A 26,018-nucleotide genomic window follows, 5' to 3' on the forward strand; every position below is an offset into this window, starting at 1 on the left:
TTTTTTGTATACTGAACGTATAGATTTTTTATTGATGGACACGGAATAGATAACAAAGGGGGATTCAAATGCAGGGGAAAAGAGGGCGTCCGCGCAATATTGAAACGCAAAACTCGATCCTTACAGCTTCCTATGATTTATTGTTGGAAATTGGCTTTGGAGCGGTTACGGTCGATAAAATCGCTGATCGTGCCAAGGTCAGCAAAGCTACGATCTATAAATGGTGGCCTAACAAGGCTGCAGTGGTGATGGACGGATTTCTATCCGCTGCGTCTGCAAGACTGCCTGTGCCGGATACAGGTTCGGTATTCCAGGATATTCTGGAACATGCCACGAATATGGCCCGGTTTATGACTAGCCGTGAGGGCTCCATTTTTCTTGAGATCATAGGTGAAGGGCAAGATGATTCTGCTTTGGCGGAAGCCTATCGGATCCGATATATACAGCCTCGTCGTCTGGAGGTTCATGGCATTATGGATCAGGGGATTCGGCGCGGAGAGCTGAAGAAGAATCTCGATATCGCATTATGCACAGATCTCATTTACGGGCCGATTTTCTACCGTTTATTAGTTACGGGGGATATGCTTGACGATAATTATGTAAGGCAGATGGTAACCCTGGTCTTTGCTGGAATCCGCTTATAATATTGTTGTTATACGTTCTATAGTAGAATCAATGGCCACGTCTTTGTTGCGTGGTTATTTTTTATTGCTTCTTGTAAATTTATTGGTTTACATTTGTTTTTTTTGTTTAATGTGACTAATTTCAACAGATTGGCCCATTCCCTACACTGTTGTCATTCATACGATATAAGGCGCGATTTTTTGGATGACAGTGGAATCATTTCTCAAAGGGAGATGGATGAGTGAAATCAAAAACAGAGCTTACCGGGCGAGTTATCTTTAGAGGAGATCGAGGTTATGAAGCGGCACGTAAGAATTGGGATCCCCATACGAACAAATTCCCCAAAGTGTTTGTTTTTGCTCGCACGGCAAGGATTTATAGCTCCCTTTGGTGACAGCCCTTCTGTTGGGATCGGCGGAATCACACTAGGTGGAGGAATCGGTCCGCTCCAACGGTCGATTGGCCTCATCAGCGATAATCTTCTCGGACTTGAAATGGTTGACGCGAAGGGAAGAGTTATTCGTGCAAACAAAAATTGTAACGCTGATCTCCTATGGGCTTCCCGCGGGGGTGGCGGTGGTAACTTTGGAGTATATACGCGATACAAATTTAAAGTGCATCGTGCTCCAGCCGAGGCAACCGTATATCGCATCACCTGGCTATAGAATCAATTCGAAAAGGTATTCAAAGCATGGCAAAAATGGGCTCCTTCCGTCAATCCCAAATTAGGCAGCGAATTATCAATCGGTCCGAAAAAGGGTGGCAATGTGTCAATGGAAGGGCTGTTCCTCGGATCAAAAACGGAGGCTATCCGCCTATTAAAGCCCGTTACGAGCGTCGGAACTCCTACAAACAAAATAATCCGATCTTTACCATACACGGAAGCAGTGAAATTTTTATTACCTCCCGATCCGGTGCTTACTCAAAGGTACAGCAACCAGTTCTCTTCCGGTTTCGCTAGGAAACCTTTCCCGGATAAGGCAATTAAGTCCATGCGTGAATTTTTAGAGAACGTAGAGGGGGATTTCGCGGGATTCTTTTTCCTCAACTGGGGCGGAGCTGTAAGCCGTAAAGCACCTAAATCTACTGCATTCTTCTGGCGTAAAGCAAAATTTTATGTTGAGTGGAACAGCTCATGGATCAAGCAATCCGAAGCCGCTAAAAATATTGCCATCGTTCGGAATACACGCCGGAAAATACAGCCCTTTATCGTGGGGTCCTATATAAACGTTCCAGACCAAGGGATTAAAAATTCCGGGCCGGTTTACTATGGAGCAAACTTTCCTCGATTACGGAGAGTAAAAGCTAAATATGATCCCGGTAATGTGTTTCAAAATCCCCAAAGTATTCCTCCGGCTGGCAGAGGAAAAGTTAATTAACTATTCTACTGGTTAGCCCAAATACAAACTGCCAAAACCCTTGATAATCAACGGTTTTTTTTATGTCCTGAGCAGAAATCGGAGTCATAGGTTTGTAACCTTTGGGGACGGATGGGGGACGAAAAAATGAATTTTTCTGCCCATCTGTCACTTTCATTTTCTTTAGTCAGTGCAGATTATTTTGATTGCGCTTTCAAGAGTTCGCTCTTAATATTAATTTTGATTAAATACTTATTTCATTCATTCTATATTATTAATCACTGGAAGGAGGAGGATCACTTTTGTTCGGGCATTTTCGTAAAATAAGCCTTATTAAGCAAATCGTATATTTGATCCTCATTATGCTTATCATTTTGCTCATTTCATTTATTGTCTCCAACTCGATCGCGAAAAGCACCGTCGAGCAGAAGGTCACGGAATCGGCTACAAAAATTATGCTGCAGGTCGAGGAAACCATAACGAGCTTTTACAAGGATATGGACGGCATTTCGTATTCGCTGCTGTACAGTCCGACGATTCAGTCGTATTTGGGGACGAATGAAATATTATCGCGTATTCTGTTGAACAAGGATATTTCATCGCAATTTTCCAGTACGCTTGCATTGAAGGAGAATATGCGTGGCATCCAAATTTACGATAACGAAGGCAAGATGATCGCGAGTGAAGGAAGAGCAATCGAACCGCTTGCCGTTAGTCAAGTCGAGGATATCGAATATTCCGGAATTATGAAAAATTCATCGGGAGGCCTGTACTATACGATTGCCGTACCGATCTATAATTTGCAGAACAACTATGTGCTAAAGGATTATCGCGGCATGTCGCTGTTCATTATGGACGTCACCAATTTCGATACTATATTGAGCAAGTCCAAGATAACGCCGAATGCCAAGCTGCTGCTGCTTGATCAAACAAAAAAGGTGATCTCGAGTACGAACGTAGAAAATGTCTTATCCGTCTTCGACACCGATACGTGGCGCAAGGACAGCCGTTACATTGTCCAAGAAATTGAGCTGTCATATACCGGCTGGAAGATCGTCAGCGTCATTCCAAGGAACGAGCTGCTGCAGGACCTAGATACGGTGAAGCAGCTTAATGTCGCGACTTACTTTATTATTTTCTCGATCTTCTGTTTGTTTCTGCTTATCTTCTATGGGCGAATCTTGAAGCCGGTCAAGTCGCTGCTCGATTTCATTAAGTCGTATACGAAGAGCGGTGGACAAAGTCGGTTCACGGTCGTTTATCATAACGAGATCGGCGTGCTCGCCGACAACCTGAACAAAATGTTGGATGATATCGATACGCTCAGCAGCGATGTCCAAATTGCCCAAAAGCAGATGTATGAATCGGAAATCGTGAAGAAGCAGATGGAAATTGCAGCTTACCGCAATCAGATTAATCCGCACTTTTTGTACAACACACTGGAATGCATCCGTGCGATGGCATTCTTTTATAAGGCGGATGACATTGCGGATATCTCCTCAGCTTTGTCGAATATGTTCCGCTATTCCGTTAAGGGAGACAATATCGTCACTGTACAAGATGAAATCACTCATCTTAAGGAATATGCGGCCATTATCGACTTTCGGTTCAGAGGGAAAATAAAGGTTGTCATTCATGCAGAAGAAGATTTGCTTGCCGAGCAGATGCTGAAGATGCTGCTTCAACCAATCGTCGAGAACGCAGTTTTTCACGGCCTGGAGAGGAAGATTGAACCTGGAACGGTAACCGTGCATATATGCCGCACAGTCGACAAGCGTGTCCGCTTTTCGATCAGCGATAACGGTCTAGGCATGAGTGAGGACAGATTGAACGGGCTGAAATTTTACTTGCATCAATTCGAAGCGCCGGGCTTCATGACGAATAACGGGGACAAAGGAATCGGTCTCGCTAATGTATATCGAAGAATTAAGCTATTCTACGGCGACCAGGCGGATATGGAAATAGAAAGCGCTATAAATATAGGGACGAAAGTTAGTATCACATTACCGGCGGACAAGCAGCTGATAGAAAAGGAGGACAGACATGTATAACGTATTAATCGTTGACGACGAGCCATGGGTTGCATACGGCATAACGCATGTAATCGATTGGACGAGCCTCGGCTACAACGTCATAGGGGAGGCGCATGACGGGCTATCCGCACTGCAGATTATAAAAGAGAAGAAGCCGGAGCTCATCATTTCCGATATTCGCATGCCTGGACTGGATGGCATTGAACTATTGGAACAGATCAATCTTCTGCAGCTTGAGACTAAGGTCATTCTCATCAGCGGCTATGCCGATTTCGAATATGCGCAGAAGGCACTGCGGCTCGGCGCTTTCGATTATTTGCTTAAGCAAGTTGACAAGATCAAGCTGACGGAATCAGTAGGAAGGTTATCCGAGCTGCTGCAGCAAGAGCGAGAAGCAGCGAAAGGACTAGATCTGTTTCTAGATGAATTGTTCGAGTGGCTGGAGCCGGACAATAGGATGACGATCGGGGCTATTTTGGCGAATAAAGGGGTGGAGACGCCGTTTCCCGATTACCGTTTTCTTAATTGCCTTTATTCTTCGCAATTGCCGGCGGCAAGCTTAGCTAAGGATGGAACATTCGAGCTTGAAGGGGTTATCGCCATCAAAGTCCGTACCGGTCTGCATAAGCAGTCGATTCTGCTTAATTACGACGAGAGTAAATACCCGCTTCATTTTTTGAATTACATGACCGATTATTTGCTCGACGCCCAGTACATCGGTATTAGCAGTCTCGGCCAATTAACTACGCCTGTCGCGAGGCTCTATCAGGAGTCCGATATTGCGGTATGCACTGCTGCGTTGCACCAAGGCGCTCAGATGCTTACGTATAAACCGTTCGAACTATCGCCGCAGATAAGGAAGGGAATGCTGAATCTCGAAGTAAGCATCAAGGAGAAGACGCTCGAACAGATCGTCAGCTTGCTGGATAGGTTATGTGGGACGTGCAAGGAGCAGAATCTGTATATCGACCAGATCGCAATGATCTACAACCAGATCGTATCGATTATTTATAAATATCACGGTGGCTCGAACCGAATCGTGGAAATCGAGCATCTTCATTATGAGCATATTGCCCGTTATTACAGCTCTGCTGAGAGCCTCTTCGATCGGATAAAATCAAGCTTCGATCTTTTGATGGATGAAGAGGTTCATATTCATAACGTGCAGGTCGAAAAAATACTCGAATATATCGATAGCCGGTTTACCGAAGACTTATTGTTTAGCGACATTGCCAAGCATTTCAAGATTAGCATCGGCTACTTGAGCACGCTTATTAAGAAAGAGACAGGTATGACCTATTCGGACTATATTATGAACAAAAGATTATCGATGGCCAAGGAATTGCTTGTCGATGCTTCGTTATCGATCCAAGATATCGTGCAGCGGGTCGGTTACAAAGATTATTTTCATTTCAACAAGCTATTCAAGAAACAATTCGGCATTACGCCCAGTAAATATCGGAAGCTCTGACAGAACCCTACGAAGGGAACACCAAAAATACGAACGGGAAACATATGATGGTCCCAGAACAGCCGTTATGATAAAGGTGTTCGAACAAACAGATTTCTAATTTGGGAGGTCGTTTTCAATCATGAAGGGGAAGTTAGTGCTTATCGCATTAATAGTGGTTTCGTTGCTGTTCGCGGGCTGTAGTTCCAATGGAAGTAATGAAACCGCTAACAATTCAAAAGACGAAAACAAAGGAAGTACGGCAAACGACGGAGGAACTACGGCGCCAAGCAAAGCGGTTTGGTTCTCGACTATCGATTTCTGGAATCCGCCGACTACGTGGAGTACGGATCCAAAGACGGTTCAAGGCGCTATAACGGAGAAAACAGGACTTACATTCGAATTCAACATTCCAGCTCAGGACGGCGATACGAAGCTGAACCTGATGCTCGTATCAGGCAATGACTTTCCGGATGTCATCACCGTGACTAACGACGTAGTCGTGAAGAAGCTGATCGAAGCAGATAAAGTATGGGAGCTGGATGAGTTTCTAAAAAAATACGATCCGGAATCCCATCTGCTTACTGACTTCCCGGCTGACGTGAAGGAGACGATTATTCAGCGTGATGGCGGCTTCTATGCTTATCCTAGCCATATCAACTCCGAGGATGCACGAGCGGTATACCCGCCAACAGGTCAATTCTATTTAGACCTGATCGAATATGGATCGAACTCGGGGATGCTTGTCAATGAGAAGATTCTGACCGAAGCAGGACTTACGCTTGATGATATTAAGACCGAAGCGGGTTTGCTTGCCGCCTTTCAGAAAATCAAGGCTCTTAATTTGAAGGTTGACGGCGCTCCTGTTATCCCGCTGCTCGTGGACGGAAAAGGCTTCCAGGGACCGACGCTTGGCTTCCTGCAGGATACTTTCGGCGCAATGCCGGTCGACAAGGACGGCAATTATCGCGACAAGCTGCTTGCTCCTGAAACGAAGGAGGCGCTTAACTTCCTGTACAAGGCACAAAAGGGAGCTTACTTCGAACCGGGACAAATGACGGTCGATAATGCTTCGGTCAAGGCCGACATTGCATCGAATCGCGTATTTACCTTCATCGGCAATACGGCTGATACATCATTCCAGTTGAACGATTACTGGACCTCCTCCGGTGCGATTTTATCAGATACGGGTACGAAGCCAGTGCTCGGTATGAACAAACGCGCAGGCGGCGGTTGGATGAAGACGTTTATTTCGAAAACAGCCAAGGAACCGGAAAAACTTGCGAAGTGGCTCAGCTTCATGAGCAGCAAGGAAGGCATGCTGCTGCATATTTACGGCTTTGAAGGCATTCATTACACGCTCGACGGAAACGGTCAACTCGTTAAGACGGAGCTAGGCTTAAAAGATGCCGAGCAATACATGACAACGGGCGTTAGCGCGTTCTGGCCATTCCACCATACGACATTCTCCTACGGCACTCAGCAAGCGCCAACCGAGGAGACGGATAAACAGGCGGTTACGGCGAACCGAGTTCAAGCGGCGTTTGGCAAGTCAGAGGCAACTGAAATTTACAATAACGCAGCATTTAACTTGCCTAGTGATTTGTTCGATCCTAGCAGCAAATTCGCAAATGACGAGCTGCAGATTAAGACGTATAAGGAAGCGCAAATCGCCAAAATCATCATGGCGAAGACCGACGGTGATTTCACCAAGCTTTACGATGAAATGATCGTTCAATTGAAGAAGCTCGGCATCGAGGAGCTTGACAAAGAACGAAATAAATATGTGCAACAGAAAAACGCGGAGTACGGCGTTAATGTAAAGGGAATCAATTCGTAATCGCTGATTAACAGGAATGCGGTGTCAAGGCGCGCCTGCAAGCAAATCGCGCCTTGGCACCGCAAGTAGTAGGATGGAGGAAAAGCGATGTCGCCGCAAAAACAGAAAGGCTTTCGGCTAGGTTATGATTTTCGTACGCAGTTCGAACTCATATTGATGTTATTACCTGCCGTACTGTTTATTTTCTTATTTGATTTTACGCCTTTATTCGGATTGTTGATGGCTTTCAAAAGCTTTGAGCCGATCATGGGCGTCAAAGGAATTTTCACAAGCGAATGGAATGATTTTCAACATTTCATACGCGTCTTTCAGAGCTTCCAATTTTGGCCGATGGTCAGAAATACGCTTGGTATCAACCTCTTAAGCGGTTTGATCGGAATTCCCGTAACGATAATGTTCGCCTTATTGCTTAATGAAATCAAGCATCACAAGTTCAAGTCGCTCGTTCAGACCGTGACGTATCTTCCGCATTTTCTATCTTGGGTTATTTTCGGTGGCTTATTCATTACGCTGCTTAACTCTACGGGTATTGTCAACGTTTTGCTAATGGAGCTTCATCTGATTGACGAGCCGATTCAATTTTTGGCTGATCCCAAATACTTTTGGGGTGTCGCGATCGGAACGGGGCTGCTGAAGGATATTGGCTGGGGAGCCATCCTTTATTTGGCTGCAATGGCGGGTGTAGACCAAAGCTTATACGAAGCTGCCGCAATCGACGGGGCCGGACGCATCAAACGAATGTTGTATATAACAATTCCAGGGATATTGCCGACCCTGATGGTGTTGATCATATTTGCCGTGAGCGGCATGTTGAATAACAATTTTACGCAAATCTTCGTGCTTCAAAACACGCTGAATTTGCCGACGAGCCAAGTTATCGATACGTACGTCTATCAGACAGGCTTGCTGCAATTCCAATTCGCTTCGGCAACGGCAATCGGGTTATTGAAAACGGTGTTTGCGCTGCTGCTGCTCGTTGGTGCGAATGCTTTGTCGAGAAAACTAACAAAAACAGGGTTGTTCTGAGGAGAGAGCTACATGGTTGGAGGAAACACGGCAGGAGAGCGCATTTTCAATCTAACAACCGTCGCGATAATGATCATCCTGATGGTTGTCACGTTATATCCGTTTTGGTTTTCGTTAATAAGCTCATTGAACAGCGGCGCCGACCTGGCGCGAGGTCCCGTCTTTTTGCTGCCGCGCGAATTTACATGGGGCAGCTGGTCGGCAGTGTTGTCTGATCCGGGCATCCTGAAGGCGCTGTGGATTACCGCTTCCCGTACCTTAATCGTAACGATAGTATCTATCTTGTATACGGCGATGTTCGCTTATGCCTTTTCAAGATCGTATCTGAGAGGGAAGAAATTTTACGTCATTATCGGCTTTATGAGCATGTATTTCAGCGGGGGGATTATTCCATCCTTCATGCTGATGAATTGGCTCGGGCTGTACGATCATTATCTCGTCTATATTCTTCCCTCGCTGTTTGGTGGCTTCTGGAACGTTATTATATTCAATGCCAATTACAAGGCACTGCCTGAAGCGCTCTTCGAATCGGCTAAGATGGACGGAGCAAGCGAGTTTCGAATTTTCCTGCAGATCGTTGTACCGCTTTCGAAGCCGGTGCTTGCCGCGTTAGGCGTGTTCACGGCGGTCGGCGTCTGGAACGATTATGGCACGACGCTATACTTCACACAGTCGAGCGATTTGCAGACGTTGCAATATATGATTCTTAGATTGATTCAGTCCAATCGTGCAGTTGAAAATATGATGAGTATGCAAGGTACGAATCTGGCCGTTTCCTCGCTGCTGAACGGTACGCAAGGGCAAGGGCCGGTGACGGCGCAGACGATCGAGCTTGCTGCGATGGTTATTGCATCGATTCCGATGATCATTATGTACCCGTTCGCGCAGAAGTTTTTCGTCAAAGGCGTTCTTGTAGGATCGGTAAAAGGCTAAGCTTATCGGTTAAGATGAGCATCACATTGCGGGAGATCGGTATTTGCGGCGATACTGGGTCGGCGTCAAGTGCACGCTCTTCTTAAATTGTCTCATAAAGTGAACCTCGTTGTCATATCCGCAAAGCTCTGCGATCGTCTTAATATCGTGATCGGAATTTTCTAGTTGATGCAGCGCGTATTCGAGCCGATTGTGAATGATGTCATTAATGACGGACACGCCGAATATTTCCTTGTAGAGCTGTTGAAAATGCGATCGGCTCATATTCATGGTTGCCGCCAGCTCATCAATCGAGTACGAAACCGAAGGCGTATTGTAGATCACGTTACGAAGATTAATAAATTGATCATAATGCTTGCTAATGTGATGGTTGGAATCGATACGGCTGCGCATTTCGCTTAGTTTCATGAGCAGACAACGTGCGGTAGCGTCCATAATCTCGCGCTTGTAGGGGCCGTTATGGACATGCTCGCTTTGGAGCTCGCTTACTTTTCTGGAAATATAAAAAGGATCATGAGCCGTCATGATCGTGTCGAGCGGCAGTTGAAGCTGCTGGCAAAGTCCGTCTATTTCATCGGAATCGAAATGAAACCAATCGTGCACCATTGGCTGCTCGATGACTCTATAGTATTGCTTGCTGCCTTTGCCATACAGTATATAGCTGTTTTGCTCCGTGACGATTAATTTTCCTTGCGATTCGATTTCCATTTTGCTGCGGAACAGCAGAAACAAGTAGTCTCCGGAACCTTCCGGCCGGTCGACGATGAACCCTTCTTCATGTGTGACATTGTAGCCGCATCTCTTGATTTGAATCAATGTTATCCCTCCGTTATTTTCCGGATAATAAATCAGTTAATACCTATCATACATCATTTACGATTGTGCAATAAAGTTGGAAAATAGGGTAGGATAAAGCTTTTATTATGGATTATATTTCAGCTATGAGGATGAGTGGAACTAGTGGCAGCTAACGTGGGGCAGTATGCGGGGTATTTGTTCGCTTATTTCAAGGGCGAGCGATATGAGGATGGGGAGCAAGTATATTTTGCGATTAGTGAAGGCAATAACGCGCTGGCTTGGAGAGAACTGAACGGAGGACAGCCTGTTCTTGTTTCTACGATGGGAGAGAAGGGCGTTCGGGACCCTTATATCGTCCGATCGCCGCTAGGCGATTGTTTCTATTTGGTTGCGACCGATCTGCGGATACACGGCAACGGCGATTGGAAACGAGCAGTCACAGCGGGAAGCCGATCGATCATGATTTGGAACTCATCGAATCTCGTTGATTGGTCAAGGCAGTCGATGGTTGAGCTAGCGCCGGAGGGGGCAGGCTGCACCTGGGCGCCGGAAGTGTTCCGCAAAAGCGGCTCGGACGTGTATTGCTTGTTTTGGGCTTCAATGCTGGACGGTAGTCTTTCGGATGGCGATCGATACCATCGTATGATGGCGGCCGAGACAAAGGATTTTGTAACGTTCAGCAAGCCGATAGTATACATGGATTACGGGTATTCGGTCATCGACACGACGATGATTGAAGCCCAGGGCAGCGTGTATCGGATTAGCAAAGGGCACAACATCATGCAGGAATCAGGCCGTTCTTTCTACGATCCGAGCTTTAAGCTTATAAATGATCGCGTAGAACAGCCCTATTTGAGGCAAGGTGAAGGGCCGATTATTTTCAAGTCAAATACAGAAGACAAGTGGTACGCATTCATCGATGAATACGTGGATCGCGGCTACATTCCACTCGAAACGACGGATTTGAGCTCCGGCATATGGTCGTTGCCCGAGCACTACTCCTTGCCCGCCTCGCCGCGCCATGGCTCAGTTATACCCGTTACCCGGTTGGAATACGATAGATTGCTAGAACGATACGGAGGATGAATTCATGGAGAAGCAGTTGCAGCTGCCGACCTTGATCGGGGAATGGGCTGATCCGTTCCTATTTCAAGACGGAGAAAACTATTATTTATATCCGACGAAGGACAGTGAGGGATGGCTATACGAGAAGTTCCATGTTTTCCGCAGCAAGGATTTGATTCACTGGGAAGGGCCGTTCTTGGCGCTGGACTTGACCGATGTCAGCTGGGCGAAGACTAGAGCATGGGCGCCAGGCATTAACAAGTATAAAGGCAAGTATTATATGTACTTCTCTGCGGAGGCGCAGATCGGCGTTGCCGTATCCGATTCACCGCTTGGGCCGTTCAAGGATTTGCTTGGCAGACCATTAATTGGGAAGAACGAATACGATTGCCAGAGCATCGATGCCGACCTGTTCGTTGACGAAGACGATCAGCCTTACTTGTTGTGGGGTCAAGGAAAGTGCTGGATCGTTCCGCTTGAGGACGACATGATTTCGTTTAAAACGAAGCCGGTTTTGTTGTCCAAGCAGCTGTATGAGCTTCGGGGCCAAGATCCGGATGTGTTCGATATTAGCATATATAACGAAGGGCCGCATATGCAGAAGGTGAACGGGAAATATATGCTGACCTGGAGCAACTACGATACTCGCGATCCGCGATACCAAATCTGCTACGCTACGAGTGGCCATATTTACGGTCCTTATGAATCGCCGGAGGATAACCGCGTTACGCGGCACTCCGACCATTACACCGGAACGGGCCATGCGTCCATGGCGAAGTATGAAGGCGACTGGTATTTAAGTTATCACCGGCTTATCGATCCTTCGAGAACTGTATTGCGCGAAACCTGCATTAGTAAAATCGATTTCAGCGACGGCAAGCCGATCGTTGATGTAAACCGCTGGATATCGGTTGAAGGAGGAGATGCCAAATGAGCGAGACACAAGGAAAGCTTACGATACACACGAAGCAACGCGGTGCTGAACTCGGCGATTTGTTCGGCATTTTCTTCGAGGACTTGAACCATGCGGCAGACGGTGGGCTCTATGCGGAGCTTGTCCGCAACCGTTCCTTCGAGTTCGATCCGATCGACCACCCGGACTTCCATGCGCTGACCGCTTGGGAGAAAGTCGAGAGAGGCGGCGGACAGGCCGAGCTAGCCATCGAGGACGCACAGCCGATGAATGAACGAAATAGGCATTACGCCGTCATTACTATTCAAATGGCTGGCGACGGAGTGGGAATAGCGAATACGGGCTTTAATTCGGGAATTCCGGTTAGGAAGGGGGAAGACTACCGATTCTCCTTCTACGCGAGGCGCGATGAGAGCTTCAGTGAGCCGGTGCGCATTGCGATTGAAAGCAAGGAGGGGGTTGTTCAAGGGGAAGCGGCTGTTGTGGTGGACGCGTCCGAATGGAGAAGATACGAGGCTGTTATATCTGTGGATGAAACCAATTACAGCAGCAGGCTGACGATTACGACAGGCGGATCGGGCAAGCTGTATGTGGACATGGTCTCGTTGTTCCCGGTTCAGACGTTCCTTGGACGTTCGAACGGGCTGCGGGAGGATATTGCTTCGTTGCTGGCTGAGCTGAAGCCGAAGTTCATGCGTTTTCCAGGTGGCTGCCTCGTACATGACGGCTCGCTGAACCCGGATGACCGTAACTCGATGTACCGTTGGAAGAACACAATCGGTCCTGTTGAACAGCGTCCTTCGAGAAGGAATAATTGGCGATATAATCAGACGCTTGGATTAGGGTATTTCGAATACTTCCTGTTCTGCGAGGACATTGGCGCGAAGCCGATTCCAATCTTGCCTGGCGGATATGACCCCCATCATAAGCGGATCGTCCCGATTGTCGAGCTAGGGCCCTGGATCGATGATGCTCTTGATCTGATTGAATTCGCGAACGGCGACCTTTCGACGGAGTGGGGAGCTATCCGCGCCGAGCTTGGACACCCAGAGCCGTTCGGGCTCGAATATATCGGCATTGGCAACGAGGAGGTCGGTGAACCGTTCTTCGAGCGGTACAGCTACTTCCACCAAGCGATCAAGGCGAAGTACCCGACTATGAAAATCATTAATTCCAGCGGCCCGTTCGCGGCCGGTGGTGAATATGAGCGAGGCTGGCAGTCGGCGAGGGAGAATGGCTCGGATCTAGTGGACGAGCATTACTATCAATCTCCGGAGTGGTTTCTTGCCAACTTCGATCGCTATGACGGGTTCAAGGCTGATGAACCAAAGGTGTTTCTGGGAGAATATGCCTCGTGGGGCAACACCTATTATAATGCGCTCACTGAAGCGGCATTCATGATCGGCTTGGAACGTAACGCCCATGCGGTTGGACTTGCTTGCTATGCGCCTATGCTCTGCAACGTCGATTATGTGAATTGGAAGCCCGACCTTATCTGGTTCAACAATCATGAGGTATTCGGAACGGCGAACTATTACGTACAGAAGTTGTTCATGCATCATCAAGGCGATCGTTTGCTTCGCATCGAAGCGAGCGGCTTCGAGAAGCCGCAAGGCAGCAAGGCGAAACCGATAAATGGCGCTATCGAGCTGGGCACGGACGCAAGCAGCGTTATATATTCGGATGTTAGGATCGTGAATAACGATACAAGCGAGGAGCGTACGTTCGCCGGCTGGACGGTTGAGCTGTCGGATACGGAGAAAGCTCGCCTTGAAGGCAGAGCCAAGCGGTCGGAACATCTCTGCGTAACGGATTGGACTAACTATACATTATACATGACGGCTAAGAGAACGGGTGGACCAAGAGGATTAGTGATATCGTTCGGCCATGCGGATGATGATAACCGGTTGTTCTGGGAAATTAGCGGCTGGCAAAATCAAGATTCCATGATTAGCTCCAGGGTCAAAGGTCGCAATTCCTGCTTGACCCAAAGCTTGTTCACCGTCGAGACTGACGTCACCTATGAGCTTGCGCTCGAAGTTTCGGGAAGACAGATTCGCGGCTACATTAATGGTGAGCTCATTCATGATACGGAAGACAAAGTCGCCGTTATCCAGCCGCTTTATTATTCCTCTAGTGCAGATGATGCAACAGGCGACACGATCGTCAAGGTCGTCAATATCCAGGACGTCACCATATCTGCGGACATCGTTTTGGAAGATTTACCTGAGGCAGAGGGCCGCCACGTCGAAAGCTATGAATTATCGGGCTATTCGCTTGAGGACGAGAACAGCTTCGAGAGTCCTCAGAAAATTGTGCCTAATCAGCGCATATTCTCGTTTAAAGGCAACAGCTTTGCCCATGTGTTTCCCGCACACTCCATCACCGTATTCCGAATCAAATAATGAGTACACAAAATTAGACGTTCAAACCTGAAATAATTCAATTATCAGTCATTAGAGGCTGCCGGATGATCGGTAGCCTTGTTCCGTTATCCGGGAGGTATTCCGAATACTAATAAAGGTGTGCTTATAAAGAAAGATATACGCAGCACAAAATAGCATTGTCCCACCAATTTATACCTTGTCACCTTGATAGGTGTTAGCCTTTGTATATAGCCATACATCGGCAAGCTCTCTATACTCCTTTGGGGTCATCTCAATTTCCCGCTTAAACAGGCTGCAAAACTGCGCATCCGTTGAAAAGCCGCATTCCATCGCGATAACCGATATTTGCAAGGGGGTATGCCTTAGCATTGTTTTGGCATGCTCGATCCTACGCTGCAAAATATATTGGCTGGGAGATAACCTGATCTTTTCCTTGAACAAATGACGAAACCGATCATAGCTATAACCGGATTGGTTGGCAAGAGCTTGGAAGTCGATTTTTTGCATATAGTACTCATCAATGAAAGCCTGGGCGAATCGTATAATGTCATGGCGGCTATCTGCTTCTTGGGAGGGATAAGCCCGCAGCACCTCCAAATATAGGCGCGAAATCAAATTATCAAGCAATTGCTTATAGAAGGGAGGCTTATCGCGAAGCTCTTTTGCCATCATTTGCATGAGACCAAGAATAGGCCGTGACGGGGAATCATGGTAGATCCCTTCTTTCAAGGGAGGATAGACGGTGCTGGTAAAGCCCGTAAACATCACCTTCGACTGTTTGCCGTGCCGTTCCTCGTGCGGCGTGCAGGGCGCTATTATCGCATAATCACCTGCCTTGAAACAATGTTCGGCTTTCCCGATTCGGGTTGTCCCCTGACCGCTGTCGTAATAGACCAGCTCATAGCACTGATGGTGATGCAGCGCGATATGCTCATGCTTCGTTCTCGTTTCTTGATAAAAGAAGTCCAATGAGGCGGCCATTCATAGCTCTCCTGTCATCGTAGCCAATTCGTGATATAGAACAACCGTATGATGCTACTGCATGATTTGAATTGTTTGTAAAATGAATTCATTATAGCATGGCTGAAAAGCCAATTCATTATATAGATGGAGGAAGAGTATATGGGACTAGGTTTTCCAATATTATCCGCTGACGAGCTGGTTCGCAAGCTGGAGGCTCCATGCAGTAGAATCAGAATGGTGCTCGATACCGATACATTTAACGAGATTGACGACCAATTTGCGGTCATTTATGCGCTATTGTCACCTGAAAAAATAGAGCTTCAGGCTCTTTATGCAGCACCGTTCCATAATGAGCTCTCGACCGGACCGAAGGACGGGATGGATAAAAGCTATAAGGAAATCATTCGCATTCTTAAGCTAATGAATCGAGAGGATGTCCCAGCCTATCGCGGCTCCGATGCTTATTTGCCTGCCGCTAACTCCCCGATTCGCAGCGAGGCAGCACTGAATTTGGTAGAGCGTGCAATGGCAAGCGAGCTGAATGATCCATTATATGTAGTCGGAATAGGTGCCATCACGAATATTGCGAGTGCCATTCTATTGGAGCCGCGAATCATCGAGCGCATCGTCGTGGTCTGGCTGGGCGGCCACGCGCTGGATTGGCCGGACACTCGCGAGTTTAATCTCGAACAGGATCTCCACGCCTCGAGAACGTTGATGAACTGCGGCGTGCCTCTGGTCCTTATCCCATGCATGGGAGTCGCTTCAAACCTGCGTACGACACTATCGGAGGTAAGAGATTATGTAAAGCCTTCCGGCGCAATTGGTGAGTACCTCTATGAGACGTACAAAAACTGCAAGGATGATCATTTCGCCTATTCCAGAGTAATATGGGATATCTCGGTTATCGCTTGGTTGAATCAGCCAAAGTGGGTTCCTTCGCGGCTTATTCCAAGCCCAATCATTTCGGAAGACTTTCGCTGGAGCACGGATAGCACAAGACATTTGATACGCTGCGCAAGCTATATTGACCGTGACGCGGTATTTCAAGATCTATTCTCCAAGCTTGCGCTAAACAACACTTAAATCGTCGTGAAATCCTTTTTTTCTATATTGCCATTACAAACCAAGATGTTAGGACGTTATTTTGCCTATAATCTTGGTTATTTCTATTTTACTTAAATAGGTTGGCCTGCTGCCGTACCTTGCGATAAGCACCGGGAGCTTCACAAATATTTTTGCGAAAGGTTTTAGAGAAATGATGCAGGTCGGAAAACCCGCAATATTCGGCGATTGTGTGAAGCGGATATTCCGTTTGCTGCAGCAGCTCGCAAGCATGGCGAAGTCTAAGCTGCAGCAAATATTGATGAGGCGGTTGACCGAATTGCTGCTTGAATACTGTCCTGAACCTAGAGGGGGAAAGGTTAGCCCGGCTCGCCATCTCTTCCAAGGTGAGAGATTCGGATAAGTGCATATGAAGATAAGAAGTCATCCACTTTAAGGAAGTGTCAGACGGAGCCGAATTCAAGCTTCGCTCGGCATGATCCTGAAGAAGCATGATGATGAGCTCGGTCGCATAGCTTTGCGCTTCTAAACGGTTTAAGGGGTCGTGCCGGTTCCAGCATTCGACCATTCTAAGCATTGTATCTCTAAAGCGAAAGAGATCACGAGGCTTGAAATTGCTAGGAATATGCAATCCCGACAAGTCGTTGATGCGAGGCTGAAGCAGATGGGCATAAGGCGTTAGATCGGTTTGCCCTGCTTTGGTCGGGAAGCTTTCCTTCCGCTGGGGATGATAGAAAATATCCAAATGTGCAAATGGTGTAATGGTATGCGTCAGCCCTTCGAGCGTGTGCAGCGTACCAGGTTGCAGCAGGCAGAATTCACCTGCTTGGTAATCCGTCGCAACGCCTTCTTCCGTCACACGAAGCGTTCCTTCCTGTATATAGATAAGCAAATAATCAAGAAGCCTTCTTTCATGCATAAACCAAGGCATGCGCACGGCGAAATCGCATTCTCTTATATACGGAAGAACAGGTGAGCTATTCAGCAATTCGGTTAATGTTAGCATAACATTCCTTTCATTTGAAAGACGTCCATAATCTATACTGCCCTATAATCGTTCTTTAGTAAACAGTCATTTTTGACAAAAATACGGTCAGTTCCCACAAAGAATTTACTGCTAAATAGACGCTACAATAGAACTAGCAAGGGTGAAAATTATTGAAGACAAGGAGCGGTTACACATGGAAAACATTAACGCAGCAAAGCTGCCTCAAATCGATCAAGACTACGAGCTGACGAAAAGTCAGATAGCCGATTATGGGAAAAACGGACATATTCTGCTGCGAAACGTAGCAACGGCTGAGGAAATCGCGGCTTACAGGCCCTTTATGAGTGAATTGGTAGAGAAGCTTAACTACCACGACAAACCAATTGAGGAAAGGGATACTTATGGCAAAGCGTTCATTCAAATACCGAACGTATGGCAAAAAAGCGAGGAGGTTGCACGATTCGTTTTAGCCGAACGGTTTGCCAAAATCGCCGCAGACCTCATGGGCGTGGATGCTGTTCGGATCTACCATGACCAAGCTTTGTATAAAGAACCGAGGGGAGGGCACACGCCGTGGCATCAGGATCAAATCTATTGGCCGCTCGATACGGACAAAACGATTACGCTTTGGATGCCGCTCGTTCCCATCTCAGAGGAGGTAGGGTCCATGACCTTTGCATCTGAATCCCATCTTAACGGGTACGTAAGCAGAACGGTCATTTCGGATGAATCACACCGGACGCTGAAAACCTACATCGAAGGAAAAGGATTGACACAAGTGAATTACGGGGCAATGACTGCAGGCGACGCCACCTTCCACGCAGGCTGGACTCTGCACTCTGCTCCAGGGAATCCGACGGACACGATGCGAGAGGTAATCACCGTCATCTACTACGCTGACGGAACTAAGGTTGCGGAGCCGGACAGCAATTCTCGAAAAAACGATATGCAAGCCTGGTTTCCTGGCTGTCAAGCCGGTGATTTGGCAGCCAGTCCGCTCAATCCGGTCGTCTATCGCAAGAGAAACTAAATTCCGGCTTTCTACAGATGAACATTATCCGCACAGGCTGCATAAGGAGAGAAGCACCACACCCATTAGGTTGTGGTGCTTCTCTGTTTATAAAGTGCTTCGTTCATAACCATGGGACATTTTAGAAGCTTTATCCATCCAGAATATATTAAAGCGAGTCGCGATCGATGATTGTGTATGCGACATTTGTGCGAAGAGGAATCTCATTTCCTTTAATATTTCCGATTAATAGCTCGACTGATCTTCTCCCGATTTCGTCTACATTAAAGTCGATCGTGGTGAGCGGAGGATTGACGTAATTCAGAATGTCGATATTGTCGAAACCCATGACTCCGACTTGTTCTGGTACTCTGATTTTCTGTGTTTTTAGATACCGCAGTATATCTAACGCATAGATATCGCTGCTGCAAAGGATCACCGGCTTTTCTTTCGATTCGTGTATCAATCGATTGATAGTCGTTAAATAATCCTTGTCGGTTACGACGTTAAACTGGATGTCGGGTAAAGCCTCACAAGCCTCTAGAAATCCCTTATGTCTTTGTTCTGGACTGTAAATATTTTCTCTACCCTTACTGCGCAATGGGGGGCTGACATAAATAATGTCCCGGTATCCTTTGGAAACGACATGGTTAACAGCGTCTTTCATTGCTTGTTTGTCATCAATCCAGACAAAAGGAAACCTTGCGGATAGTCGATTACCAAAAGATAAAATCGGAATATTCAATCTATTAAGAAATGATTCGAACTTGAGTCCACTATTGATTGGAGATAACGCAATTCCATCAACTCTTCTGTCTAACAGGCTGTTTATATACTCAATTTCAAGATTTTTATCTTTATTGGAAAGTACGAGGTAAATGAAGTAGCCCTGTCTTCTTGCTTCCTCCTCGAACGAGTGGAACAGCTGGGAGAATATTCGGTTATGAATATCAAATAATATGACCCCCAATGTTTTGGTCTGTCCTTTCACAAGGCTTTGAGCTAAAAAGTGGGGACGATACCCAAGATCTTCGGCTACTTTTAATATTTTCTCACGAGTTGCTGCACTGATTCCTGGGCGGTTGTTGAGCGCGCGGTCGACCGTTCCTCGGGTCACTCCACATATCTCCGCGATCTGTTTGCTAGTTACTTGCATGACTCTCAAGGAACCTCCCATCACATATTCTGCTCCAATAATCGTATAACAGAAATGCAAGCAGGTCAATCCGTTCATGTGCACGAAAACAAATTTATCCAGAAATCCTACATAAATAGATTAAAAATAAAACGTTTACAAAATAAAAAACGGCTGATACAATGAAATAGTTCACGTGCACGGTGATCTCGTAATTATTGAAAAAGGCGGTGATGGGCACCTAACTTAAGAGCCTTTTATTCTTGGTGGTGTTTCCATCGGCCTGTTTGATTGAATCAGTAAATTTTTTTTACTCTTTTCCGTTCACGTGAACGGTAATGGGGATACCTCATGAAATTCGAATGCATAAAGGGTGGGTTTTGCTCGTATTTCCGCTGTACGACTGGCGAGGAACCAACATTATAAATTCGAGGATGGTGTTCTATTTGAGAAAAACAATCATGTTGTGCTTGATTTTTGTATTGTGCTTTAGTCTTGCAGCATGTAATTCTTCAAATTCAAATTCCTCTAACGACTCCAAGAATTCAAATGCTTCTAACCCATCAGGCAATGGTGCTTCCAGCGACGAGAAAGCTGAATTAACGCTCGTTTGGAGTAAAAACGAAGCTTCCGATGCGCAGCTCAAAGATGTCCTGACAGAATTCAATAAGTTATACCCTAATATCAAGGTCAAACGGATTGAAGTGGTCAATAGCTCTTGGGGAGATTATTTCAATAAAATCCAAACGATGATTGCTGGGGGCAATCCGCCCGATGTCATTCGTGTAGCGATTGAAGGTATACAGATGTTCGCCAAGCAGGATTTGCTGCTTCCACTGGATGCATATATGGAAAAGGACCCTAACGCGCTTGACAATTATGACGACATCCATCCAATGGTTCAAGCTCCGTTTGTAGTCGACGGCCAGACCTACGGATTCGTCTGGGATTGGAACAACGTGGTCATGCATTTTAATACGGATAAATTGAAAGAGGCAGGACTGGAAGTTCCAGGAAGAGACTGGACCAAAGATGATTTTCTTACTTACGCTCAAAAGCTGACAACAGAGAAGGATGGCAAAAAGTCTTATGGCTTTGCGATCCCTGCCTACTATTTCGGTGCTTCGGCATGGTTGTTTAATAACGAAGCGAGCGTACTGGATGAGGCAATGACGACCAGTAAGCTTGACGATCCGAACGCGATCGAGCTCATGCAATTTTTCCAAGATCTCATTTATAAATACAAGGTATCGCCGGTTCCAAACCCTAAGGATGACCAAATCCAAATGTTGATGAGCGGCCAGGTAGCGATGATGTCTGCCGGTAAATGGCCGTTTGCCTCTTATGATAAAAATGATTTTAAAGCTGTTGACGTACAATTCCTGCCGACCCTCAAAACCAATAAAGTCATATTCGGCTCGGGTGCTTTCCCAGTGCTTAAGTCCACGAAGTATCCAGATGCGGCTTACAAGCTGTCCGCATTTCTAGCTGGTGCCTATTCGCAGAAAACAACACTGTCGAATGCCTCCATCCCTACTAGAAAATCGGTTATGGACGAGGTGCTGCCGAAGACCCCGGCGACCAATTGGCCGATCTATGCCGAAAGTGCGGATATTGCGAAAGCAGTGGAATCACCTGTTCAGTATGCGGAGGTACAAGGTATTTTCGATCGCTATCTATCACTAATCCTATCCAACCAATCAGATGCTGCAACGGCTATGAAGAAAGCTAAAGAGGAGATTGACAAAATATTGAAGTAGTTCCTATCCTTACGGCGGCTGCAGCGGGCTAAAGAGTCCGCTGCGGCAACGTTTCTCTGGAGGAGGTATCGATAAAAAATGACGAAGAAGACAAAAGATATCATCGTAGGTTACCTTTTCTTAGCTCCTGCCATATTGCTGTTTCTCGTGTTCATCGCCGAGCCTGTGGTGGCCTCTATCATTCTTAGCTTCACTGAATACAACATTATTACTCCTTCTAAATTCGTTGGTTTGGACAATATCAAGCAGTTTTTCCAAGATGATAGACTCGGTTTAGTGTACTGGAATACGTTCAAGTACATTTTGATCCTAACGCCTCTCCATGTCATTTTGGGGCTGCTTCTCGCACTTGCCGTACAACGTAAGATGGCGAAGGGATGGAAGTACTTTTACCGGACTGTCTTTTATTTTCCGGTTCTTGCGACTTCCGCAGCGGTTGCCGTGGCCTGGTCATTTATTTTTAATACAGATTTCGGTATATTGAATTATTTTCTTAGCTTGTTTGGTATTGATGCGGTTCCTTGGATGCAGTCTCCGAACTGGGTGTTTTTGGCGGTTGCTCTCTATAGCTTTTGGAAGTTTATCGGAAACGCTTTTCTGTATTATTTTATCGGCCTTCAAAATATTCCGGAAACGCTGTATGAAGCTGCCGAGATTGACGGGGCTGACAAGATTCAGCGGTTTTTCAACATTACGCTTCCAATGCTCTCGCCAATGTTGTTTTTTGTGCTTGTGACGACATTAATCGGTACGACGCAAATATTCGATGAGCCTTATCTAATTACGGGCGGCGGACCTGGTGATGCATCCCGTTCCGTAAATATGTATATTTACGAAATTGCATTCCAACATCATGAAATGGGATATGCATCGACTGTGTCAATTAGTCTTTTCCTAGTCATCTTATTGATTACTGCTTTTCAATTCTCCTTTAGCAAGAAGTGGGTCTCATATGATCAAGAGTAAAGACGTGTTCATAAGGAGGTATCGCGAAGATGAACAGGAAAGTTGAGGCCGCCGGTGTATTTCCCGAAAATCGTATCCGTACTGCGTCACGCAAAGGAGTTGGAGGTTTCATTCTTGACGGCTTTCTTATCGTGCTGTGTTTTCTTATGATTTCTCCTTTTCTGTGGATTGTGTCCACATCCTTGCGGCTGCCAAAGGATTCATTTTCGCTACCGCCGGCTATTTTCCCGACCACATTTAACTTTTCTAATTATATGGAAGTATTTCAGCAGGTACCATTTACAGCGTTCATTGTGAACAGCCTGAAAATTTCCATTGTCATCGTTATCGGTCATATTTTTATTTCCAGTATGGCTGCTTTTGCTTTTTCTCGTATTTCGTTTCCAGGCAGAAACACGATCTTTATGGTTTTTCTCGCTGGGCTGATGATCCCAGGGCAAGTCACGATTATTCCACAGTTCATTCTTATTTCCAAGCTTGGCCTAGTTGATACTCATTGGGCGCTGATATTGCCTGCTTTGATTAATCCGCTAGGTATCTTCCTGATTCGGCAAATGATGATGACGATTTCATCGACTTACGATGAAGCCGCCTACATGGATGGGGCCAGTCGAATGTGGGTCTTCTTGAAAGTTGTTTTACCTATGGTTTTCCCGGCGGTTGCTGTTACGTCGGTTATGACCTTTATTTCCCACTGGAACGATTTTTTTAGACCTTTAATATTTTTGAACACATTTGAGAAAATGACTCTGCCTATCGGAATGACCGTTCTGAATGGCACCTTTGGCTCAGGAAACTTATCCGCTATCCTTGCCGGCGTTGCGCTGTCGCTTATCGTACCTTTAATATTTTATATTTTCGGACAAAAATATCTCGTTGAGGGAATAACAGCCGGTGGTTTGAAAATGTGAGGAGGAAGAAAACGGATGGGCTATTTACAAAAAAAACTGTTCCAAATGGACAAAAACTTCGTTCGCTCATTTCGCCAATGAAGTACGGTTTCATAAAGATCATGATTTATTTCATTATTTAATAATGACTGGGAGGAAAAAGGGATGAACGGTCAAAAACCGAATGATCTATACAAAATGGAGAAGAGCTTTACGTATACCGGAAGTAAAACAAATGAGATTTCTTTTCCGCTTGGCGGAATCGGGTCTGGCTGCATCGGGCTCGCAGGTAACGGTCGCTTGATCGATTGGGAAATATTCAATCGACCGAATAAGAACAGCTATAATGGTTTTTCCTTCTTCGCGATTAAAGCTGAGCATAAAGGTGAAGTTAGAGTGGCGAAAGTACTAAACGGGGATTTGCATCCACAATATTCTGGAAGAGGTAACGAAAAGTTCAGAGGCTTCGGCTTCGGCGTTGAGAGAGAAAGCCTAGCCGGTTTTCCTCATTTTACGTCAACATCATTCAAAGGAGAGTATCCTTTTGGCGAGATTCAATTTATTGACGATCAGGTTCCTTTGGATGTGAAGCTGACCGCCTTCAATCCATTGATTCCTCTTAATGATAAGGACTCGTCCATTCCAGCAGCTATTTTCACCTATGAAGTGGTTAACACCTCACATGAGGAGCTCGATATTAGTCTTGTCGGCAATCTATCAAATCCTTTTACTAAAGATGCATGGAATGACTTTACGGATTTTGGCGATTACAAAGGCATCAAGTTGTCTTCCACTCATTTCAAAGAAGAGGACCGTGAATTCGGTGACCTTACACTAAGCACGGACTCGGAAGAGGTAAGCTATCAGACCTATTGGTATCGCGGAGGTTGGTTTGATAATCTCACCGTGTTCTGGAAAGAGTTCGCTGCGCCAGGAAAGTTTAAAGACCGCAATTATAATTTGATTAGGGAACAAGCAGCAATCGCTACGTATAATCGAAATGACGTTTGCTTGTTAAGCAGTCATAAGAAGCTGGCGCCTGGGGAAAAAGGCGTATTTCGATTTATGATTACATGGAATTTTCCTAACTACGTTAATTTTTGGAACCCTGGTGAATGCCGTGACGGTGAAAAATGTGAGCTGCCTAGCTGGAAAAACTACTATGCCACACTTTTTGAAGATTCAACAAAGTCCGCGGCATACGTATGGAACAATTTTGACCGTTTGTACCGGGATTCGCTCTCGTTTAAAGATACGCTGTTTCATTCAACGCTGCCTGATTATGTGATCGATGCGGTATCCAGCAACATTTCTATTCTGAAATCACCCACTTGCGCAAGGCTTACAGACGGAACGCTGTACGGATTTGAAGGCTGTCACGGACAGGAAGGCTGCTGTGAAGGCACTTGTACACATGTGTGGAACTATGAGCAGGTTACGCCGTTCCTCTTCCCGTCGCTCGCTCGCTCCATGATCAACTCGGAGTATAAAGCGACCATGTATGACAATGGGAAGATGGCATTTCGAATTATGCTGCCCATTGAAAGAACGCTAATGGACACGTCGGACTGTGCTGGACCAGAAAGAGCGGCAGCGGACGGGCAGATGGGTACGATTATTAAAGTTTATCGGGAATGGAAAATATCAGGGGATACGGCGTGGTTGAAGTCCATTTGGCTGAAGGTGAAAAAATCGCTCGAATTTGCCTGGAATCCGACGAATATGGACTGGTGGGATAAAGATTGTGACGGCGTCATGGAAGGGATTCAGCATCATACGCTAGATGTGGAAATTTATGGCCCGAATTCGTATATCAGCGGCTTATACCATGGGGCATTGCTCTGCGCTTCTGAAATGGCGGAGGCGCTTGGCGACGAAGCAGGCAAGAAATATGTGGAGCTGTATGAAAAAGGCCGTAAATGGGTGGGAGAAAATCTATTCAACGGGGAGTATTTCCATCAATTGATAGATCTCCAGGACGAGAGGTTCCCGATTGATCCGGAATTAGAAGAAATCAAATATCAAATCGGGGAAGGCTGCCATATCGACCAGGTACTGGGGCAATGGCATGCTCATATTATAGGGCTTGGTTACATCTTTGATCAGGACAAAGTGAAGAAGGCACTTGAATCAATCTATAAATATAACTTTATCGAAACCATGCGCGATTATCCGAATGCCTGCCGAATATACTCGCTCAATGATGAAAAAGGCTTGCTTATCTCCACTTGGCCGAAAGGGAACAGCCCGAAGGTACCTGTGCCCTATGCGGACGAAACGATGCACGGATTCGAGTATCAGGCTGCCTGCCATATGATCTATGAAGGATTAATCGAAGAGGGATTAAATGCTGTGAAGGCTGTTCGCGACCGTTACGACGGCGAGAGAAGGAATCCTTGGAATGAAATTGAATGCGGCAGCAACTATGCGAGATCCATGGCTTCTTATTCTTTATTGCTCGCTCTCAGCGGTTTTCAATTTGATATGCTCAGAAAGCATATCGGCTTCAACCCGAAAATTAATCAAGAGCAGTTCCAAAGCTTCTGGTCGCTTAATCGTGCTTGGGGGAATTTCATTCATCAGAACGGAGAAATCCAATTGGTAGTTAGCTATGGTTCATTAGAATTAAGCAGCTTCCAAAGTGACTTGTTTGACGGAAAGGAAACGATTGAGGTCTATTTGAACGATAAGCCAGTAGCAGTTGACCGAATGGGGAATGCAATCACATTCGCTTTAGCGGTTCAATTGGAAGCGGGAAGCAGATTGGTCATGTTATTGAAATAGATGCTTTACTCAAGGTTACGTCATTAATGGC

At 46.1% G+C, this 26,018-nt stretch carries 19 protein-coding genes and 1 pseudogene; 16 read left to right on the forward strand and 4 right to left on the reverse strand.

What is annotated here, in order from left to right; genetic code table 11:
• Window positions 1-68 precede the first annotated feature (68 nt).
• The 7 genes and pseudogenes from HI950_RS12220 to HI950_RS12250 all read left to right on the forward strand — a co-directional run bounded on the left by HI950_RS12220 (window position 69) and on the right by HI950_RS12250 (window position 9,264).
• A complete protein-coding gene (locus tag HI950_RS12220) occupies window positions 69-644 on the forward strand; it encodes a TetR/AcrR family transcriptional regulator (protein WP_169082472.1) in 576 nt (191 codons plus the stop codon).
• A 221-nt stretch (window positions 645-865) separates the two neighbouring features.
• Window positions 866-2,003: pseudogene (locus HI950_RS12225) on the forward strand (FAD-binding oxidoreductase).
• Between the two features lie 281 nt (window positions 2,004-2,284).
• Entirely contained in the window at window positions 2,285-4,033 is a 1,749-nt protein-coding gene (locus HI950_RS12230; RefSeq protein ID WP_169082471.1) for a sensor histidine kinase, read from the forward strand.
• Window positions 4,026-5,486, forward strand: coding sequence for a response regulator transcription factor (locus HI950_RS12235; RefSeq protein ID WP_169082470.1), 1,461 nt, complete (start codon window positions 4,026-4,028; stop codon window positions 5,484-5,486). The genes HI950_RS12230 and HI950_RS12235 overlap by 8 nt, the downstream gene beginning before the upstream one ends.
• Window positions 5,487-5,607: 121 nt before the next feature.
• Window positions 5,608-7,305, forward strand: coding sequence for a type 2 periplasmic-binding domain-containing protein (locus HI950_RS12240; protein WP_169082469.1), 1,698 nt, complete (start codon window positions 5,608-5,610; stop codon window positions 7,303-7,305).
• A gap of 87 nt (window positions 7,306-7,392) precedes the next feature.
• On the forward strand, window positions 7,393-8,331 hold the full coding sequence (locus tag HI950_RS12245; protein WP_169082468.1) for an ABC transporter permease: 939 nt from the start codon (window positions 7,393-7,395) through the stop codon (window positions 8,329-8,331).
• 12 nt (window positions 8,332-8,343) lie between these two features.
• On the forward strand, window positions 8,344-9,264 hold the full coding sequence (locus tag HI950_RS12250) for a carbohydrate ABC transporter permease (protein ID WP_169082467.1): 921 nt from the start codon (window positions 8,344-8,346) through the stop codon (window positions 9,262-9,264).
• A 21-nt stretch (window positions 9,265-9,285) separates the two neighbouring features.
• Here the strand turns inward: HI950_RS12250 and HI950_RS12255 are convergent, their stop codons facing one another.
• On the reverse strand, window positions 9,286-10,080 hold the full coding sequence (locus HI950_RS12255) for a helix-turn-helix domain-containing protein (protein WP_169082466.1): 795 nt from the start codon (window positions 10,078-10,080) through the stop codon (window positions 9,286-9,288).
• Window positions 10,081-10,224: 144 nt separating this feature from the next.
• Here HI950_RS12255 and HI950_RS12260 point away from each other — a divergent pair, with 144 nt between their 5' ends.
• The 3 genes from HI950_RS12260 to HI950_RS12270 are packed head-to-tail and all read left to right on the forward strand — an operon-like array spanning window position 10,225 to window position 14,445.
• Window positions 10,225-11,148 (forward strand): glycoside hydrolase family 43 protein, encoded by a 924-nt coding sequence (locus HI950_RS12260; RefSeq protein WP_317618343.1) that lies wholly within the window; start codon window positions 10,225-10,227, stop codon window positions 11,146-11,148.
• A gap of 4 nt (window positions 11,149-11,152) precedes the next feature.
• The gene (locus HI950_RS12265; protein WP_169082465.1) at window positions 11,153-12,061 is read left to right on the forward strand and encodes a family 43 glycosylhydrolase; all 909 of its coding nucleotides are present in this window, start codon (window positions 11,153-11,155) and stop codon (window positions 12,059-12,061) included.
• Window positions 12,058-14,445, forward strand: coding sequence for an alpha-L-arabinofuranosidase C-terminal domain-containing protein (locus HI950_RS12270; RefSeq protein ID WP_169082464.1), 2,388 nt, complete (start codon window positions 12,058-12,060; stop codon window positions 14,443-14,445). Before HI950_RS12265 ends, HI950_RS12270 begins: the two co-directional genes overlap by 4 nt.
• Before the next feature lie 171 nt (window positions 14,446-14,616).
• Here the strand turns inward: HI950_RS12270 and HI950_RS12275 are convergent, their stop codons facing one another.
• The gene (locus HI950_RS12275) at window positions 14,617-15,408 is read right to left on the reverse strand and encodes a helix-turn-helix transcriptional regulator (RefSeq protein ID WP_169082463.1); all 792 of its coding nucleotides are present in this window, start codon (window positions 15,406-15,408) and stop codon (window positions 14,617-14,619) included.
• Window positions 15,409-15,549: 141 nt separating this feature from the next.
• On the opposite strand from HI950_RS12275, the gene HI950_RS12280 reads away from it, so the two are divergent.
• On the forward strand, window positions 15,550-16,476 hold the full coding sequence (locus HI950_RS12280; RefSeq protein WP_169082462.1) for a nucleoside hydrolase: 927 nt from the start codon (window positions 15,550-15,552) through the stop codon (window positions 16,474-16,476).
• 88 nt (window positions 16,477-16,564) lie between these two features.
• On the opposite strand, the gene HI950_RS12285 is transcribed toward HI950_RS12280, so the two are convergent.
• A complete protein-coding gene (locus tag HI950_RS12285) occupies window positions 16,565-17,461 on the reverse strand; it encodes an AraC family transcriptional regulator (protein ID WP_169082461.1) in 897 nt (298 codons plus the stop codon).
• A 175-nt stretch (window positions 17,462-17,636) separates the two neighbouring features.
• On the opposite strand from HI950_RS12285, the gene HI950_RS12290 reads away from it, so the two are divergent.
• Entirely contained in the window at window positions 17,637-18,473 is an 837-nt protein-coding gene (locus tag HI950_RS12290; protein WP_169082460.1) for a phytanoyl-CoA dioxygenase family protein, read from the forward strand.
• A gap of 148 nt (window positions 18,474-18,621) precedes the next feature.
• Here HI950_RS12290 and HI950_RS12295 read toward each other — a convergent pair whose 3' ends face one another.
• Window positions 18,622-19,608, reverse strand: coding sequence for a LacI family DNA-binding transcriptional regulator (locus HI950_RS12295; protein ID WP_169082459.1), 987 nt, complete (start codon window positions 19,606-19,608; stop codon window positions 18,622-18,624).
• A 425-nt stretch (window positions 19,609-20,033) separates the two neighbouring features.
• Here HI950_RS12295 and HI950_RS12300 point away from each other — a divergent pair, with 425 nt between their 5' ends.
• The 4 genes from HI950_RS12300 (at window position 20,034) to HI950_RS12315 (ending at window position 25,987) form a co-directional block, all read left to right on the forward strand.
• Window positions 20,034-21,347, forward strand: coding sequence for an ABC transporter substrate-binding protein (locus HI950_RS12300; RefSeq protein WP_169082458.1), 1,314 nt, complete (start codon window positions 20,034-20,036; stop codon window positions 21,345-21,347).
• Window positions 21,348-21,425: 78 nt separating this feature from the next.
• Window positions 21,426-22,313, forward strand: coding sequence for a carbohydrate ABC transporter permease (locus tag HI950_RS12305; protein WP_169082457.1), 888 nt, complete (start codon window positions 21,426-21,428; stop codon window positions 22,311-22,313).
• A 29-nt stretch (window positions 22,314-22,342) separates the two neighbouring features.
• Entirely contained in the window at window positions 22,343-23,224 is an 882-nt protein-coding gene (locus HI950_RS12310; RefSeq protein WP_169082456.1) for a carbohydrate ABC transporter permease, read from the forward strand.
• 144 nt (window positions 23,225-23,368) lie between these two features.
• Window positions 23,369-25,987, forward strand: a complete 2,619-nt coding sequence (locus HI950_RS12315) for a GH116 family glycosyl-hydrolase (protein ID WP_223285239.1) — start codon at window positions 23,369-23,371, stop codon at window positions 25,985-25,987.
• Window positions 25,988-26,018 lie beyond the last annotated feature (31 nt).

The organism is Paenibacillus sp. PL91, assembly GCF_012935325.2.
In the GTDB taxonomy this organism is placed as follows: Bacteria; Bacillota; Bacilli; order Paenibacillales; family Paenibacillaceae; genus Pristimantibacillus.